This is a genomic window from Martinezella sp. CNPSo 3964 (assembly GCF_057784375.1).
In genome coordinates, this window is the sequence record NZ_JBXSOW010000001.1 from 1,114,730 (window position 1) to 1,131,316 (window position 16,587).

The window sequence follows — 16,587 nt, forward strand, 5'->3', positions numbered from 1 at the left end:
TCAGGCAACCGCCGACAGCTTGGCCTGGTCGCCCTGCAGCCGGTTGATCATGAATGTCGTGTACCATTCGACGAACTGCATGACGCCGCCTTCATGGATTTCCGAATAAGGACCGGGCTCATAGGCCGGCGAGCGAATGCCAAAGGCATTTTCCTCGACGATGCGGCGGTCCTGATCGTTGGTTTCGGTCCAGACGTGGGTCAGTTCTTCGAGATTGTAGTCGACGCCTTCGACCGCATCCTTGTGAACGAGCCACTTGGTGGTGACGGCGGTTTCCTCAGCGCTGATCGGCAGGACGCGGAAGGAAATGGCGTGGTCGCCGAGCATGTGGTTCCATGTCGTCGGGTAATGGAACAATAGCATCGTGCCGATGCCGTTGATCGTTACGTCAGACGAGAGCGGCCGCTTGACGGCATTCTGGCCGGACATGGTGTAGCTTTCCGCACCTTCGATCAGCGGCATGCGAGCGGCGCGGAACTGTCCGTCAGGCGAAATCTTGAACTCGCTCGGCAGGCCGGCTGCTTCGCAGCGCTGCCAGTGCTCGGCGATGACGGGATCGTTCATTGCGCCCTGAACGCCGGTCACGGTCGGCGCTTCCGGGAAAGTACGGCAAAGTTCCGGGTGATTGGCGGCGCAATGGTAGCATTCGCGGTTGTTTTCCCAGACGAGCTTCCAGTTGCCCTTCTCGATGATGGTGCTCTGGAAGGCGACCTTGGCTTCGCTGATGCGGTGCGGCGCCATGTAGGGCTCGATCGCGGCGCGAACCGGCGCGAAATCGGGAGCGTTCTGCGCGAGGCAGATGAAGATGTAGCCACCGACGCTTTCGCAATGAACCGGCTTCAGCGAATGCTGGCTCTTGTCGAAATCCTCGGCCATCTGGCGGGCGAAGAGCAGCGAGCCGTCGAGCTCGTAGGTCCACTGGTGATAGGGGCAGACAAGCTTCGCCGAGGAGCCGCGCTCGGTCGAGCAGACGCGCGAGCCGCGATGGCGACAGCTGTTATGGAAGGCCCGGATGACCTGATCGCGGCCGCGGGCGATCACGACGGGATAGTCGCCGATCTGGACGGTGAAGTAATTGCCCGCGCGCGGCACTTCGCAATCATGGCCGATGAACAGCCAGTCGCGATAGTAGATCGTCTCCATATCGAGCTTGAAGTAATCCGGATCGGTATAGAAGGGTTGCTCCAGGCTCAAGCCCGTCCGGTGGTTCTTCAATTGCCGCAGAACTTTGCTGCTGATGTCCATTTGCCTATCCTTAGCAGTACCAGGAAGGGGGCAAAGGACATGCGCGGCCGATTGGGAGCGGCCAAAAGCAATGTCCCGACCACCCGCCGCGGTCAGTAAACCTTATGCGCCCAAGGCTGGTTTCCGGGCTCTGGAGCGGCCCTGTTTCCAGAACCCCATGGCACCTTCCCAGGTCGGCCGACCCAGTGGCTTTATTCGCCATGCCTCACTCCACCACCGTTGCGGGGGCAGCGCCGGATTTTGACCGGCTTCCCAATTCTCCGTCTCCCTAGCAGACGGCACCTTGAGATTGATGGCATCATAGCTCTCGGTTCCGTCAGCCGCTGCGCTGCAATGCGACATCGGCTCCGAAATTGACGACAGGCGAAACGGAACGCCGAGACGGTTCCACGAAAAGGCATTATAGGAAGATGATTCAATCGCTTATGCGACCATGCCAAAATGCGGATATGCAGCCCATCCGCACCCGAATGATGACGCTTTATTCTGAATGCGACAGAGCTGTTATCGACGGGCTGCCTGGGTGGCGGAAAGCGCCAGCAGCGCAGTCATGGCGCGCTCCGCATCGGCAGCCGGAACGAAGATGTGATCGTGGTAATAGGCAGCGACGACATTGGCACTAATGCCCTCATTTCCAAGGGCCGTGGCGAAGGCCGCAGTAAGCCCGACCGCCTCCAGGGACGAATGGACTTCGAGCGTGATCATGCGCATGGCGGGCATGACCGCAAGCGCTGCCATGTGGGCCGCCTCCTGCGGAAGGATCAACGTTATACCTTCTTTTTCTCGGAACAGCCCGATCGGCTCCAGATGCAAATGATCGGCCAGTGCCGATGCCGGGACGCTGCAATAGACGAATTCGCCTTCAACGAGATTCGGCTTCATGCCGGACAGAAGCTGCTTGAGATCGATAATTCCAGGCATGTTTGTCTGTCTCCTCAAGGTTCGGCGTCTCAAATTGGTTAAGCCCGGCTCAAGCTATTCCGTCTACCATGCCGTCCAGAGACGTCTAAAGCGAGATCCGGCATGGCCAAACTCAGATATTTCGACGCTGGGAAGCCCGCCGAGCCCGAGCCGGCGCCACCGGTATCAACAACGGGCTACAGCGAATTCCTGCGCACGGGCCGCATCAACCGCAACAGGTCGCACTGGCTTGCGGAAGAGCGGGAATATATCAGCCATGAGCAAGTAGCGGTGCGCACGGCGCAGAAGCTGAGAGATGCCGGTGAAAAGACACATGACCGGCTCAACAGCTTCCACAAATCAATCCGTTTCCCGAAGCTCATCTTCCATCACACGCTGAAGGACACGCCGCATCTCGGCTACTGCCACGTGACAGCCGCGCGGACGCAGTTCGCGCAATATGAGCAGGTGAACTGGGCTTTCTACATCGCCAACTTCTTTGCCCGGATCGGCCAGGAAGAGAATTTCTTCGAAGACATCAGTCTGAAATATTCGCGGATGTATTTCGCCGTCGCCATCCATCCGGACAAGCAAGCGGAAGACAAGAAGCTGACGATCAATCGCGACATTCGCGGCAACGGCGTGCTCTTCCACACGCACGATCCGCAGATCGCCATCCGTAATGTTCTTTTGCTCGGCGCCCGCAACGAGCAGCTTCGCGACATCATTCGCCAGCTTTGACGATTGATCCCAAAACTCGAAGAGCATAAGAACGGCCTGAACTGCAAGCAGGCAGGCCATGGCACGACACATAGACATTCTCGAACATCCGCAAACGGCAATAGAGGTCGCGACGGCAACCCTTGCCGAGGGTCTACCGATCGGTCTACCGACGGAGACGGTCTACGGGCTTGCCGCTGACGCCACCAATCCAGCCGCCATTACCCGCATCTATGAAACGAAGGGGCGGCCGCGCTTCAATCCGCTGATCTGCCATATGAGCGATCTCGCCATGGCCGAGCGCTATGCGATCTTCGATCCTACCTCTCGGAAGCTGGCGGAAGCCTTCTGGCCTGGCCCGTTGACATTGGTGCTGCCACTCAAGCCCGATAGCGGCATCCACCCGCTGGCGACAGCCGGGCTTGATACTGTCGGCATCCGCGTACCCAAAGGCTTTGCCGGCGATCTGATCCGCGCGTTCAACCGGCCGCTTGCAGCACCAAGCGCCAACACGTCAGGCAAGATCAGCGCCACCAGCGCCGATCATGTCCATGACGATCTCGGTGAACGCATTAGCCTCATTCTCGATGCCGGGGCTTCGGTCGTCGGCGTCGAGTCGACCATCGTGAAGGTCGAGGACGGCGAGATGCGCCTGCTGCGGCCAGGCGGTCTCGCGGCAAGCGAGATCGAGCGCGTGGCCGGCAAGGCGCTGAAGCGCAAGAAGAAAGCTTCGGCTGCAATCGAGGCTCCAGGCATGATGGCTTCGCATTATGCGCCGGGAGCGGCCGTGCGGCTGAATGCGACGGAGGTTTCCGAGAACGAGACGCTGATCCGCTTCGGGACGCCCGACATTGCCGGCATCGAAAAAGCCGTTGCCGTGCTGGATCTGAGCGCCGGAGGCGATCTCTCCGAAGCCGCAGCAAACCTTTTCGACTTCATGAAGCGCGCCGACGCCACCGGTGCAACGACAATTGCTTTCTCCCATATTCCCGACGAGGGCCTCGGCGAGGCCATCAACGACCGGCTGCGCCGCGCGGCCGCGCCCAGAGAATAATCAGCCCGACACCATCAGGCAAAGGACACGCCATGAGCAGCTCCGCCCCCTCTTCCGACCTTCTGGATCGCTTCGCCGCCATCGTCGGTGAAAAACATGCCGTGCGAGACCCTGCGGAAATCGCGCCGCATCTTGTTGAGAACCGAGGGCTCTATCATGGCGCTTCGCCCATACTGCTGAAACCCGGCTCCGTGGAAGAGGTTTCCGCGATCCTGAAACTTGCCAGCGAGACCGGCACGGCCATCGTGCCGCAGACCGGCAATACCGGCCTTGTCGGCGGGCAGACGCCGCGCGAGGGTGGCTCCGACATCATCCTGTCGCTGGAGCGCATGAACCGCGTTCGCGATATCGATCCGGTCGGCAACACCATGATCGTCGACGGCGGCTGTATTCTCGCCGATGTTCATAAAGCAGCGGCCGAACATGGCCGCATGTTCCCGCTTTCACTCGGCTCCGAAGGTTCGTGCCGCATTGCTGGCAATCTTTCCACCAATGCCGGGGGCACGGCCGTTCTTGCCTATGGCAATATGCGCCAGCTTTGCCTTGGCCTTGAAGTCGTGCTGCCGACGGGAGAGATCTGGAATGGGCTGCGCCGCCTGAAGAAGGACAATACCGGCTACGATCTGCGCGATCTATTCATCGGCGCGGAAGGCACGCTCGGCGTCATCACCGGCGCCGTGCTGAAGCTTTTCCCGCAGCCGCTCGGCCATCAGGTCGCCTTTGCCGGCCTGCAATCGGTCGACGACGCGCTGACCCTGTTCAAGAACGCCTCAAGCCTTTGCGGCACGGCGCTGACCGGTTTCGAGCTGATGCCGCGCATCGGCGTCGAGTTCACCACACGGCATATTCCGGGCGTGCGCGATCCGCTGGAGACGGCGCATCCCTGGTATGTGCTGATTGATATCTCCACCTCCGATTCGGCCGAGACGGCCGAGCGGATGATGACGGCGCTGCTCGAGCAGGGTTATGAGGCCGGCCTGATACAGGATGCGGCCATCGCCAGCTCGGAAACCCAACAGAAGGCTATCTGGCACATGCGCGAGAGCATGTCGGATGCGCAAAAGCCGGAAGGCGGCTCAATCAAGCACGATGTTTCCGTGCCGGTGGCGCAGATCCCGCAATTCATGGCGGAGGCCGAAAAGGCCGTCGTCGCTGCCATGCCGGGGGCGCGCGTCTGCGCTTTCGGGCATATGGGCGACGGCAATATCCACTATAACATCTCGCAGCCGGTCGGCGCCGACAAGGCTGGTTTCATCGGCCGCTGGCGCGAGATCAACAAGATCGTGCATGGGCTGGTGCTGCAGCATGGCGGCTCGATCTCGGCCGAGCATGGCATCGGCCAGCTGAAGCGCGACGAGCTTGCCTCGATCCGCTCCGATATCGAGATGGATCTGATGCGACGGATCAAGTCGGCCTTCGACCCAGCCGGGATCATGAATCCGGGAAAGGTTCTCAAGGTCTGAGATATCAAACCGTCACGACAACCCGCTCCGAGGCGAAGCAGCCGATCTGGCACGAGATGATCGTGCCGTCGGCATCGATGTCTTCGCCGGCATAGGCAAGCACGGGCGTCAGGCGCGACTGCTGCAGGAGGCGCGCCTCGGCTTCCGTCGGCATCCGCGCCGTGATGTCGGTGGAGCGGCGCCAATAGTCTGTCACGCCGTAATCCCTCAGCGCCGCCGTAAACGAGCCTGTTGCGACAAACTTCTCCGCCAAGCCGGAAAAACGTTTCGCCGAGCAGCTGCGCATGACGACGGAGACAGGAAGCGCATCGGCATAGGCGACCACGCATATTTCCAGCACCGTCTCGTCCGGCCGGAGATTTAGCCGCGTAGCGACATCGGCGGTTGCCGGGATTTCCCTTGCCGAGACAACCTTGCGCGTGAGGTTGGCATCCGTCGCGGTCAGATCCTTGCTGAAGCGTACCTTGTCGCCCAGCTGGAAGCGGACGGGCATGTCGGCGCGGACATAGGCACCGCTGCCGCGCGCAACACGTAGCAGCCCCTCCCCCTCCAGTTCGGCGATCGCACGCCGCATCGTCACCCTGGAGACGCCGAATTGTTCGGACAAGGCGCGCTCGCTCGGCAGGCGGCTTCCCGGAGCATGGTGACCGCCATCGATGGCGCGCCTGAGGTCCGCGGCAACGGTCGCCCAGCCTCCCGCAGTTTTTGCGCCTTCGTCCTGTCGAATTTTCTCTACCATCACAAATCTGTCGCCTTGAAATTGGTATATACCAATTTATAAAGATCTCGATCGTTTATGGAAGGGTTCGGCATGGGCGACAAGCGCATATATGTGACATCAGTCAGCAGCAGCGGCGTGCACGAGTTCAGGAAGCAGACCAAGGATCACATTCAGCTGCTGACGGGGCTTGGCGTCGAAGGCGACGCGCACATGGGAGTGACGGTGAAGCATCGTTCCCGCGTCGCGGTCGATCCGACCCAGCCCAATCTGCGCCAGGTGCATATCATCCATGAGGAGCTGTTCGACGAACTGACGGAGAAGGGATTTTCCGTTTCGCCGGGCGATATGGGCGAAAATATCGCGACCAGAGGGATCGACCTGCTTTCGCTGCCTCAAGGTACGCGCCTTCATATCGGCGCGGAAGCAATCGTCGAGGTGACGGGCCTGCGCAATCCCTGCAAGCAGATCGACAATTTTCAGAGAGGCTTGCTACATGCGGTGCTCGACAAGGATGCCGATGGAGGTCTGATCCGCAAGGCCGGCATCATGGGCATCGTCTCAAGAGGCGGCCGCGTGCAGCGAGATGATGCGATCCACGTCGAGCTCCCGCCGCTGCCGCATCTCAAGCTTGAGCGGGTTTGAAAAAAGAAGCGGCCCTCCAATGGAGAGCCGCTTCTCTTTTCATTCCGGTATCGAGTAGGCTTGGCTGCCTAAGTAATCAATCGAAGTCTTCCTGGCTCGCATTGCCGCCGCCATTGCGGTTGCCGGTGATGATTTCGCGCTTGCCGACATGGTTTGCGGGGCCGACCAGACCGTCCTTTTCCATGCGCTCGACGAGCGAGGCGGCCCGATTATAGCCGATGCCGAGGCGGCGCTGGATGTAGGAGGTCGAGCACTTCTTGTCGCGCATGACCACCTTGATCGCCTGTTCGTAGAGATCGTCGCCATCTTCCGAGGCAATCGCGCCCTTGTCGAAGACGGCCGTATCTTCTTCCTCGTCTTCCTCGTCCTCGTCGGCGGTGACCGTATCGAGATATTCCGGACGGCCCTGCAGCTTAAGATGAGCGACGACCTTTTCGACTTCCTCGTCGGACACGAAGGGTCCGTGGACGCGGGAGATGCGGCCGCCGCCGGCCATGTGCAGCATGTCGCCCTGGCCGAGGAGTTGTTCGGCACCCTGCTCACCGAGGATCGTACGGCTGTCGATCTTCGACGTCACCTGGAAGGAGATGCGCGTCGGGAAGTTCGCCTTGATCGTTCCGGTAATGACGTCGACCGAAGGACGCTGTGTTGCCATGATCAGGTGGATGCCGGCCGCACGCGCCATCTGCGCCAGACGCTGGATCGCGCCTTCGATTTCCTTGCCGGCGACCATCATCAGGTCGGCCATTTCGTCGACGATGACGACGATATAGGGCATCGGCGTCAGGTCCATTTCCTGTTGCTCTTCGATCGGGGCACCGGTGCCCTTGTCGAAGCCAGTCTGGACCATGACGTGAATCGTCTCGCCCTTTTCCTTGGCGGAAGCAACGCGGCTGTTGTAGCCGTCAATGTTGCGCACACCGAGGCGCGACATCTTCTTGTAGCGATCCTCCATTTCGCGCACCGCCCATTTCAGCGCCATGACGGCCTTCTTGGGATCGGTCACGACGGGAGTCAGAAGGTGTGGAATGCCGTCATAGACTGACAGCTCCAGCATCTTCGGATCGACCATGATCAGGCGGCACTGTTCCGGCGTCATGCGATAGAGCAGCGACAGGATCATCGTGTTGATCGCGACCGACTTGCCCGAACCGGTGGTGCCGGCAACGAGCAGATGCGGCATCTTCGCAAGCTCGGCGATGACAGGCTCGCCGCCGATCGTCTTGCCGAGGCCGAGCGCCAGCTTGTAGCCGCTCTTCTCGAAATCGGGCGAATCGATCATCTCACGGAAATAGACGGTCTCGCGGTTGACGTTCGGCAGTTCGATGCCGATGACGTTGCGGCCGGGAACGACGGCGACGCGAGCCGAGAGCGCCGACATCGAGCGGGCGATATCGTCCGCAAGGTTGATGACGCGCGAGGATTTGACGCCGGGTGCCGGCTCGAATTCATAGAGCGTCACGACAGGGCCTGGACGGACGTGGATGATCTCGCCCTTGACGCCGAAATCCTCGAGCACGCTTTCCAGCAGGCCAGCATTCTGCTCCAGCGTTTCCTGCGTCATGATCACGCCCGAACGGGCGACAGGCTCCTGCAGCAGTTCGCGCGGCGGCAGTTCGTATTCTCCGTCCGCGGTGCGGGCGATCGGGCGCCACTCGGGCGGCGTCAGGGAAACGGGCCGACGCGGCGAGATCGGCGACGGCGGTGCATCAATCAGGCGCTGCGCTGCGGCTTCGACGGCCGGCATGGTGGCTGCAGCCTTGGCGACCGGCTCGATAGAAACCGGGGCGGCAACCTTCTTCGGCATCGGTGCCACGACCATGACCGGTGCAGGACGAATCTCGACGGCCGGGGCGGCTTCAGCACCATAGACTGCAGTGACGAACGCAGGCGGCACGAATGCCTCGGCCGGTGCCTCCACCGCAGGCTGCTGCTCAGCCTGGGGCGCTTCTTCAGCGATGGGCGCAACTTCGATGGCCGGGGCTAGGACGGCGGCCTCCAGTGCTGCAAGCTCATCCATGGCCGGTGTACTGAGATCCGCCGTCGGCTGGTTGGAATTGGTTTCAACTGGCGTTGCGACTTCGACAGCCGGCGACGGCGCGACAACGGGCTGCGGCTCGACGGCGGCAGCCGGGCGACGGCACTCGACGACGCGGAATTTCGCAATAATCGATTCGGCATCAACTTCCGGCTTGGGCGGCGTCACAGCCTGCTTCGGCCCCCCCTTGAGGGCAGAAACGAATTCGCCATCGAACGGCATCGCATCCCAGAAGGCGAAATCGGAAAGATGGGCAAGACGCGACTCGACCACAGGCGCGGCTAGGGACTCGGAAACACTTGACTGAACAGGGGAAGCATCCAGCGCGATCGCGGGAGCTTTCAAGAATGCGGTAGCGATAACGGTCATCTCCAATGCGTCCGGCTCGGTTGCCGGAGAATTCTGAATTACTGTCGGAATGTAGCCATCCACCACCAGCGGCATGTCTTCGAGCGGTGGCAGATGGAATTCGTCCTGCCGCACGGGCGGGACGACAATGGCCGCAGCCGATGCCGCGGACGCTTCAACGACCGGCGGTTCCATGACCCGCATCGTCGCATGCGCCGACACGAGCGGCCGGATCTCGGGCTTCGGCTCGGTGGGCGGACGGCGGCTGATGATTTCGTTTTCGCGCGTACGGGTGAAGCGCACGTTCGGTCCCATCAGGAAGGCATTCTGCCAGCCGGGCGATGCGAGATCTTCCGCGGAGATTCCTTGCGGCAGAACCGGCATTTCCTGCTCGCTCGTGACGGCGGCGGACTGCAGCGCTTCCACGACCGGCGGCGGTGCTGCGGCGGTACGCTTCCTCACCTCTTCGGCGAGGCGCTTTTCCTCGGCGTGACGCTGCTCTTCAGCCTTGCGCTTGGCTTCGCGGGCATTGCGAATCTTCTCTTCCAGGAACGCGCGACGAGCGGCGATCTGCTCGGCGCGACGTGCCTCTTCGGCCGCCTGCTCGGCGTCGAGATCGCCCTCCGGCTGGACGCCTTGTGACGCATTGGAAAGTGTCGTTCGGGAAAGACGCATGAGACCTGCAACCCAGTCATTGATATTGCCGTTGGCTTCTCAAATCGAATAGGGCAAGGATGGTTAATAAGTTCCTTCCTGCCGTTGTGGAAAGCAGCCATTCCGCACCCATTAAACATTCCCGTGTATGTTCGAAAGCCCCGTAAAAACAAATGCATGACTCGACTCTGCCGAGCGGGAACGCGGCAGTGAGACAGGTTAAATTTTTTGCGGGATCTGTTACCGCGATGAGGACAGCTGTGCGATGGAAAGCAGAGTGTCGGCGCTGATGCCGGAGCTCGACGACGAGCCCGTGAGAATCGAGAGTGCTGGCGACGTCGAGGACGTCGTGTTGTTCTCCAGGTCGTACATCGCCGAGAACCGCTGCAGCAGCTGGTTGACCTTGTCCGGGTCCTGCAGGTCGCTCACATTGACGAACTTTTTCAGCATACTGGCCTGGGTATCGACATCCATGCTGGAGATCGAGCTCGGCAAATTGTAGGTCGTGGTGATGACTTCATAGAGAGCGGAATCGCCCATGATGTCATAGATCGAGTTGATATCGGGCGCCTTGCGCTGGAAGTAGAGCGCCAGACGCACGCCGGGATTGGTCTCGCCTTGCTGATCTTCCAGCGTTTGATGCAGATAGAGATCGTTGGTCGCCGCAAGAGCGCCTTGGTTTTGCGCTGTGCCGAGCTTCGTGTCGGTCAGGTTTCCGTCGGTGCCGAAATTGAACGCCTCAACGATGCTCTTGAATTTGGCACCGTCGGTCGTGTTGATGAAGCTCGTCGAGCTGGACGGATCGGAAGCGAAAGCCTTCTTCAACGTCGCCGTAGTAACGGTCTTCGGATCGATGCCGTTGGCTGTCAGGATGAAATTCGTAAGCTTGCTGTCGGCCAGCAGATCCGTGACGCTGGTCACTTTGACGATGTTGGTGGCGAAATAGGTGCCGGCGGTTTTGGCATCGCTGGTGGCTTTAGTCAGTTCGGCGCCCGACAGCCCTGCCGTGCTGCGGCTGGAGTATTCCGAGATATAGCTGTTGATCTGCGTCTCCGACAAAGACTGCACCGGCGCCTTCAGATTGCCTTTGCTGTCGAAATTGAATGCCTTGGCGAGCGCGGTGAAACGAGAATCCTTCAACGAGCTGACATAGCTCTTCGAATCGTAGGGATCGCTTTCGAGAATCTTGGTCAGCTGAGTCTTCGTGAGCTCGTTCTCGCCGATGCCATAGGCGCGCAGCGCCATCTGGTAGAGTTCCGGCGCGCTATCGTTGGCGGTACTGCTGTCGGACGTATTGCTCGCAAAGAAATCCTTGATGGTCTTCACGTCCGCAATGCGGTTCTTGTAGTTGTTGACCGCATCCGTGGTCAGGGTCGACTGCGATGACTGGTAATTGCTCATATAGGCCGTGGAGGCCGCGTCGATCTCATCCTGGGACTGCGCCGTCTGGCCGGAAGCAAGCGTCCCGTCCGACTGGAAATTGAACTGGGAGACGACATCGGTCAGGCCGAAGATGGAGGCAGTCGTCGAATCGGCGAAAGCGTTCTTGAAGACGACCGCGGGCGTCGTCGAATCGATGCCATAAGCCGTCTTGATGTAATCGAAAAGACGCGTGTCCGAGGTCAGCTGGTCGACTGACGTGATGGAGCCAATATGATTCTTGTAATAGAGATCATTGTCGGTTGCGCCAACGCTCGTCGTGAACGAGGGCACGGTGGAATTGTAGGCGCTCATCACATCGGCCTGCTGGCTGAGGGTCTGCGGGCCGCCCGGATAGTTCGTGGTATAGCCTGCCGTGGTGGCGCTTATCTGATCGGACGTCTGGGCCTGCGAGCCGGATGCGACCGTGCCGTCGCTCTGGAAGTTGAACTCAGCCATGACGGCGGTCAGCCCGTTCGAACTCGCGGTGCCGGCATCCTTGGCGGAAGCGTTGAACTGGTCCGCCGTGATGTAGGACGGGATATTGAATGCCGTTTTGACGTACTGGAACAGCTGCGGATTGGACGTCAGCTGGTCGACTGAGGTGACATTGCCGATATTGGCCTCGTAATAGGCCGTATCGCCATCCGGCGTCGATGTCTTGATGGTGCCGTCGGCATTGAAATTGAATTCCGCCACCAGAGCCTTGTCGGCGGTGCCGCCATTCTGATTGACGTAGCTGTTGGGGTCGCTGAGATCGCTCGTCAGCATCTGCTTCAGAGACGAATTCGACACATAGGTCGGGTCGATGCCGTAGGCCTGGAGCACGTAGTTGCGCAGGCGGGTATTGCCGAGGAGGTCGTCAACCGTCTTAACCGAGCTGATATTCTGGCTGTAATAGCTCGTTTCGGTCGCCGCCGACGTCTCCTCATTCGTAAACGACTGCTGGTAAAGCCCTATGAGGTCGTCTTCCTGCGTACTGGTTTGTGCCGTATTCGTCGTGCTTGACGAGCTCGTGCCGAAATTGAACGCCGCAGCGAACTCCTTATAGCGCGGATCCGTGAGCTTATTGGCGAAACTGCTGCTGTCGCTGAGGTCGCTTGTCAGGACCTGTTTCATAAAGGCCTTGGCATAGGTCATGTCCGAAAGCCCGTAGGCTTCCATTGCGTAACTGTATAGCTGATAGTCATTCAGGAAGTCATCGACGTTCGTTACTTTGCCGATATTGGCGTTGTAATAGTCGATCAAACGCTTGTTTTGCGACTGCTGCGCCACCTGATTGAGGGAGGTCGCCATATCTCTGGTTGCGATGGTATAACCAAGATAAGTGGAAATCATCAGCAGAATCCCAATAGATCTCTAATAAAGGGGGCGAATCTGGCTGTGATTATTGCATACAAACCTTACCTGAGACTTACACACGCTCGCCTTTTGCATGTACTATATTGACGCACCGCCCTGCCGTGTGTTCACCTTATGGAAACCCTGATGCATTCGACTTTGCTAACCATTTGACGACGCAAAGTTTTCTTAACCTCGATTTTTAAGCTGTCTGGAAGGGACGGCGCCTAATCTGCCCAACAACGAGAGGACAAAAGTTCTCCGAGAGAAGACCGGAACAACCGGCTCTCAGGTAAAGCAAGGGTAGAGAAATCGATGACTAATACCGTCCTGAAGCCCGATTGGGCTGGAACCACACTGCGGCTCGATCCGGCGCGCTTCCCGCAACAGGTCAGCTATGCCATGCGAGGTGCCGAGGGTGACGTCACCATTACGATCGACGAGCGCGGCGCCGTGCTGCGCAAGATCCTGCCGTCCAGCGGCCTGCCGCTGTCCGTCGCCTTGCCCAAGCGTGCATTCCAGGGTGTAGCCGCCCGCGCCATCGATCACGGCGACGGCGAAGTCACCGTCACGCTGGAACTGCATCACTCCGATCCGGATCTCTGCATCCCCCTTCTCGTCGCTCACGATCTGAGCGATATCGCCGCCGACTGGCGCTCCTGGTCGGAAGCCTTCCGTATTCCCATGCTGATGATCGAAGCTGACGGCATCGCCCGGCCGCTCGAAGAACATCTCGGTGGCGTCCGCTCGCAGGACAGCCAACCGCGTCGCCGCCACTCCTACTTCGCAAACCGCCGTCCCCGCTTCCTCGTGCGTCGCACGACCGGCAAGCTCGGCGTCAAGATGAAGATCCAAGGCCGCGAGATCATCGCCAGGCGTTGAGCTGATACGGCTCCCATACAGATTATCGCCAAAAGTCGGCCGTGGGAAAACCAATCCCGCGGCCGAAATCTTATGGCATCAGCGAGCGCTCCATGACGATCGTTCGTTCATCGCCATGGAAATTCTCGCCGACAGCATTGAACCCGAGCCTCTCGTAGAAACCCTGCGCGGTAATCGAAGAGGGGACGGACAGGACGGCGATGCCGCTTGCCTGCGCCGCCCGTTCGATTGCAGCCATCAGGCTCGCGCCAATGCCACGCCGCTGCGCAGAGGGAGAGACGAACACCGTGCGCACGACGGCACCATCAAGGCTTGCGGTGCCGACAAGGCTTCCGTCGTCGATCGCCACTAAGACCGTTCTGTTGCTCAAGAGCCTGCGCATGCCAGCAGGACTAAAGCTTTCGGCAACGCGCGCGATGATATCCGGCGCGTAGTCCGTCGCGTTGCTCTCACGAAGGGCTGCAAGGATTACGCCGCTGATCGCCTCGGCATCCGCCTCCGAGGCCGGACGGATTTCACATGTCATGACGCCCTTCCTCTAGAACCTGATGCGGCGATCCCTCCCCTCAGGGAACAAGAAACAGGAACGACAGGAAAAGGCCGGCAAAGATGATCAGCCCCACCCGATTGTTTGATTTGAACAAGGCCAGACATTGCTCGCCGTTGTTGATGTCAAGCACGGCGATCTGATAGGCGAACATGCCACCGGCAACGACGAGGCCGAGATAGGCCAGCCAGCTTGTACCAGCGAGCGCGAAGGACAACAGCATCAAAAGCAGCGCCGTCCCATAGAGCCCGGCCAGCCAGAGGCGCGTCCGATCGCCGAAAAGCCGGGCCGTCGACCGTACGCCGATCAGCTCGTCATCCTCCTTGTCCTGATGCGCGTAGATCGTGTCGTAGCCGATGGTCCAGAGGATGGCTGCAAGATAGAGCACGATCGAGGCAAAGGACAGACTGCCGAACAGACCTGCCCAACCCATCAGCGCTCCCCAGGAAAAGGCAAGACCGAGGAAGAACTGCGGCCAGTCCGTAAAGCGCTTGGCAAAGGGGTAGAGCGCGACGATACCAAGCGACAGCACGCCGAGCACGACGGCAAACCAATTGAATTGCAGCAGCACCAGCAGACCGACCAGGGCCTGCAGGGCGATGAACACCTTGGCCTGACGACGCGTCACGCGGCCCGATGGCAGCGGGCGCGAGCGCGTGCGTGCCACGGACATGTCGATCTCGTGGTCGACCAGATCATTATAGGTGCAGCCGGCGCCGCGCATGGCGACCGCGCCGATGAAGTAAAGAATGAGGTGATAGATCACCACGAAGCCGGGGGAGCCATGTCCCACGGCGACGGAGGCATTGGCCGCGAGTGCGACGGACCAGAAGCATGGCCACATGAGGAGCTGCCAGCCAATTGGCCTGTCCCAGCGTGCAAGCTGAGCATAGGGCCACAGCGTCGGGGGCAGAACGCGATAGACCCAGTTACCGGAAGGCGCGTCAGCGACGCGCCCGTTGATGTCGCCTGTGTTTTGCATAGGCGAGTAGTAGTGACATCCGGCATCCAAGGTCAAGCGGCGAGGCCACAGCCTCGCCGATCACTCAGTTCATCGTGAAATTGAACTTGTAGCTGGCGGAAACACCGATCAGCAGCTGGTTGCGGTCGCCGCGCTCGCGCACGAGGCTGCTGTCGGCGGCCGGGCCGGTGAGCCGGGTATATTCAAGGAAAGTGCTTGTGGTCCAGTTCTGCGAGGCCTTCCAGGTCAGGGCGCCGCCGAAACCGACGGATTTGACCCCGCCACCGGGCTTGTAACCGCTAAGGCCGGAGGCAGCCGATTCGCGCGCATTGACGCCGTAATAGGCGTCGAAATAGTCGCTGCTGGCGAGCGTCATGCGCGGACCGGCCGAGGCGCGCAGCTCCGGAGTGATGTCGGTAAAGGCATCGACCGCGGCATCGGCGACGACGCCGCTATGGGCGCGAATGCCCTGCCGGACTTCGACGCGGGCGCGCAGCCAGTCGGTGGGGTAGGCTTCGGCAAAACCGCCAGCCTCCGCTCCCCACTTGACCTTCTTCAATCCCCTCAGCTCGCGGCCATCGCTGCTGTCGCGGCTCGGCACGAATTTGCCGACGATGCCGATGCGAAACGCGTCGCTCTCGATCAGAGCAAAGGAGGGATTGTCGTTGCGCGAGGAAAAGCGTGGGCCTGGGCCTTGCCGACCGATGGAGACCAGCGGCGACCATTGCAGCTTGTTGTGCTTGCCGCCTTCGAACTTCGGCGCGGAGAAACCGGCCGCACCGACGCTTAGATACCAGTCACCCGACCAGAAATGCTGGCCGTCGCCAGCGTAAGCCACGCCTGTGGAGGCGCCAAAAAGGCTGAGGATGAGGAATGGGCGCAACTTTGTAAACAAACTGAAACTCCATGACACGCAATACAAAGGGCCATACCCAGCCCTAGAGTTGGCTCAAACTATGCGGATCGCGTTACCGCTCTCTTAACCACAAGACGCCGAATCCATTGAGGACATCAAATTCAGGTTGCTCCGGCGAATGCCCCGCTGCATGCGCCGATCTGTCGCGCTGATTTAATTCCTGTATAAGCTACTCAATCATGGGTAAGGGAAGAGACTTGCCCGATACCCATGAATTCGCAGCCCCCAATTTCAAGAAGAGAAGCAATGAAGACCATATCCCTGATCTCCCTAGGTCTGATCCTTGGCGCCGGCTTAGCGCTTTCCGGCTGCGTCGGCGCACCGATCGGCGGGGCCAAGCAAAGCCAGTTTTCGCGCCAAATCGCGCCGGGTAAAAAGACGAAGATAACGAGCGCATCTCTAGTGAAGCAGGACTGCACCTTTGCAGGGTTCCCCTACACCGGTGTCGTCAAGGCACCTGCGCATGGCAAGATCGACATCGAGCACGGTCCGGTCGCGGCCAAATTTCCGAAAGGCAGCCCCGTTTATCTGTGCTCGGGCAAGCCGGTCCAGGGGAACATCATCTACTACACGCCGAACTCCGGTTTTTCGGGCATCGATCAATTCACCATGCGACTGACGGGATTGAACACCGACGGCACGGTGCAAGACGGCACTTTCACCATCCACGTCGGCAAGTGACGCCTTTACAAGCTGAAAAGACAAGAACGGAGGCGCTGGCGGATGCTGCCATGCC

General features: G+C 60.1%; 14 protein-coding genes and 1 riboswitch. Of the genes, 6 read left to right on the plus strand and 8 right to left on the minus strand.

The window, feature by feature from the left end; genetic code table 11:
* Window positions 1–1,245: an aromatic ring-hydroxylating oxygenase subunit alpha gene (locus AC13Q5_RS05490; protein WP_488501044.1), complete on the minus strand. Its 1,245-nt coding sequence runs from the start codon at window positions 1,243–1,245 to the stop codon at window positions 1–3.
* A 97-nt stretch (window positions 1,246–1,342) separates the two neighbouring features.
* Window positions 1,343–1,546: riboswitch (cobalamin riboswitch) on the minus strand.
* A 203-nt stretch (window positions 1,547–1,749) separates the two neighbouring features.
* Window positions 1,750–2,166: an ACT domain-containing protein gene (locus AC13Q5_RS05495; protein WP_488501045.1), complete on the minus strand. Its 417-nt coding sequence runs from the start codon at window positions 2,164–2,166 to the stop codon at window positions 1,750–1,752.
* Between the two features lie 102 nt (window positions 2,167–2,268).
* On the opposite strand from AC13Q5_RS05495, the gene AC13Q5_RS05500 reads away from it, so the two are divergent.
* Genes AC13Q5_RS05500 through AC13Q5_RS05510 form a run of 3 tightly spaced genes read left to right on the plus strand, consistent with a single transcriptional unit; the run spans window position 2,269 to window position 5,382 of the window.
* On the plus strand, window positions 2,269–2,886 hold the full coding sequence (locus tag AC13Q5_RS05500; protein WP_075855575.1) for a DUF6656 family protein: 618 nt from the start codon (window positions 2,269–2,271) through the stop codon (window positions 2,884–2,886).
* Window positions 2,887–2,944: 58 nt separating this feature from the next.
* Window positions 2,945–3,919, plus strand: a complete 975-nt coding sequence (locus AC13Q5_RS05505; RefSeq protein WP_488501046.1) for an L-threonylcarbamoyladenylate synthase — start codon at window positions 2,945–2,947, stop codon at window positions 3,917–3,919.
* A gap of 32 nt (window positions 3,920–3,951) precedes the next feature.
* Window positions 3,952–5,382: an FAD-binding oxidoreductase gene (locus AC13Q5_RS05510; protein ID WP_075855577.1), complete on the plus strand. Its 1,431-nt coding sequence runs from the start codon at window positions 3,952–3,954 to the stop codon at window positions 5,380–5,382.
* 4 nt (window positions 5,383–5,386) lie between these two features.
* Here the strand turns inward: AC13Q5_RS05510 and phnF are convergent, their stop codons facing one another.
* Window positions 5,387–6,121 (minus strand): phosphonate metabolism transcriptional regulator PhnF, encoded by a 735-nt coding sequence (gene phnF, locus AC13Q5_RS05515; RefSeq protein ID WP_488501047.1) that lies wholly within the window; start codon window positions 6,119–6,121, stop codon window positions 5,387–5,389.
* A 72-nt stretch (window positions 6,122–6,193) separates the two neighbouring features.
* Between phnF and AC13Q5_RS05520 the strand changes: the two genes are divergently transcribed.
* Window positions 6,194–6,745 (plus strand): MOSC domain-containing protein, encoded by a 552-nt coding sequence (locus tag AC13Q5_RS05520; protein ID WP_488501048.1) that lies wholly within the window; start codon window positions 6,194–6,196, stop codon window positions 6,743–6,745.
* 76 nt (window positions 6,746–6,821) lie between these two features.
* Here AC13Q5_RS05520 and AC13Q5_RS05525 read toward each other — a convergent pair whose 3' ends face one another.
* Both AC13Q5_RS05525 and AC13Q5_RS05530 read right to left on the minus strand, forming a co-directional pair.
* A complete protein-coding gene (locus AC13Q5_RS05525) occupies window positions 6,822–9,806 on the minus strand; it encodes a DNA translocase FtsK (protein WP_488501049.1) in 2,985 nt (994 codons plus the stop codon).
* Window positions 9,807–10,025: 219 nt separating this feature from the next.
* Entirely contained in the window at window positions 10,026–12,542 is a 2,517-nt protein-coding gene (locus tag AC13Q5_RS05530) for a DUF1217 domain-containing protein (protein WP_488501050.1), read from the minus strand.
* A 318-nt stretch (window positions 12,543–12,860) separates the two neighbouring features.
* Between AC13Q5_RS05530 and AC13Q5_RS05535 the strand changes: the two genes are divergently transcribed.
* The gene (locus tag AC13Q5_RS05535; protein WP_075855582.1) at window positions 12,861–13,427 is read left to right on the plus strand and encodes a DUF6101 family protein; all 567 of its coding nucleotides are present in this window, start codon (window positions 12,861–12,863) and stop codon (window positions 13,425–13,427) included.
* 70 nt (window positions 13,428–13,497) lie between these two features.
* Here the strand turns inward: AC13Q5_RS05535 and AC13Q5_RS05540 are convergent, their stop codons facing one another.
* From AC13Q5_RS05540 to AC13Q5_RS05550, 3 genes are all read right to left on the minus strand, one after another.
* A complete protein-coding gene (locus AC13Q5_RS05540) occupies window positions 13,498–13,953 on the minus strand; it encodes a GNAT family N-acetyltransferase (RefSeq protein ID WP_075855583.1) in 456 nt (151 codons plus the stop codon).
* A 40-nt stretch (window positions 13,954–13,993) separates the two neighbouring features.
* Entirely contained in the window at window positions 13,994–14,956 is a 963-nt protein-coding gene (gene ubiA / locus AC13Q5_RS05545; RefSeq protein WP_457878152.1) for a 4-hydroxybenzoate octaprenyltransferase, read from the minus strand.
* A 64-nt stretch (window positions 14,957–15,020) separates the two neighbouring features.
* Window positions 15,021–15,830 (minus strand): MipA/OmpV family protein, encoded by an 810-nt coding sequence (locus AC13Q5_RS05550; RefSeq protein WP_488501051.1) that lies wholly within the window; start codon window positions 15,828–15,830, stop codon window positions 15,021–15,023.
* A 267-nt stretch (window positions 15,831–16,097) separates the two neighbouring features.
* Here AC13Q5_RS05550 and AC13Q5_RS05555 point away from each other — a divergent pair, with 267 nt between their 5' ends.
* Window positions 16,098–16,532 (plus strand): hypothetical protein, encoded by a 435-nt coding sequence (locus AC13Q5_RS05555; RefSeq protein WP_488501052.1) that lies wholly within the window; start codon window positions 16,098–16,100, stop codon window positions 16,530–16,532.
* Window positions 16,533–16,587: the final 55 nt, after the last annotated feature.

Bases quoted from the DNA above. Each gene is read 5' to 3' on its own strand.
- AC13Q5_RS05490 (WP_488501044.1), bottom strand. From the start codon at position 1,245: ATGGACATCAGCAGCAAAGTTCTGCGGCAATTGAAGAACCACCGGACG.
- AC13Q5_RS05495 (WP_488501045.1), bottom strand. From the start codon at position 2,166: ATGCCTGGAATTATCGATCTCAAGCAGCTTCTGTCCGGCATGAAGCCG.
- AC13Q5_RS05500 (WP_075855575.1), top strand. From the start codon at position 2,269: ATGGCCAAACTCAGATATTTCGACGCTGGGAAGCCCGCCGAGCCCGAG.
- AC13Q5_RS05505 (WP_488501046.1), top strand. From the start codon at position 2,945: ATGGCACGACACATAGACATTCTCGAACATCCGCAAACGGCAATAGAG.
- AC13Q5_RS05510 (WP_075855577.1), top strand. From the start codon at position 3,952: ATGAGCAGCTCCGCCCCCTCTTCCGACCTTCTGGATCGCTTCGCCGCC.
- phnF (WP_488501047.1), bottom strand. From the start codon at position 6,121: ATGGTAGAGAAAATTCGACAGGACGAAGGCGCAAAAACTGCGGGAGGC.
- AC13Q5_RS05520 (WP_488501048.1), top strand. From the start codon at position 6,194: ATGGGCGACAAGCGCATATATGTGACATCAGTCAGCAGCAGCGGCGTG.
- AC13Q5_RS05525 (WP_488501049.1), bottom strand. From the start codon at position 9,806: ATGCGTCTTTCCCGAACGACACTTTCCAATGCGTCACAAGGCGTCCAG.
- AC13Q5_RS05530 (WP_488501050.1), bottom strand. From the start codon at position 12,542: ATGATTTCCACTTATCTTGGTTATACCATCGCAACCAGAGATATGGCG.
- AC13Q5_RS05535 (WP_075855582.1), top strand. From the start codon at position 12,861: ATGACTAATACCGTCCTGAAGCCCGATTGGGCTGGAACCACACTGCGG.
- AC13Q5_RS05540 (WP_075855583.1), bottom strand. From the start codon at position 13,953: ATGACATGTGAAATCCGTCCGGCCTCGGAGGCGGATGCCGAGGCGATC.
- ubiA (WP_457878152.1), bottom strand. From the start codon at position 14,956: ATGCAAAACACAGGCGACATCAACGGGCGCGTCGCTGACGCGCCTTCC.
- AC13Q5_RS05555 (WP_488501052.1), top strand. From the start codon at position 16,098: ATGAAGACCATATCCCTGATCTCCCTAGGTCTGATCCTTGGCGCCGGC.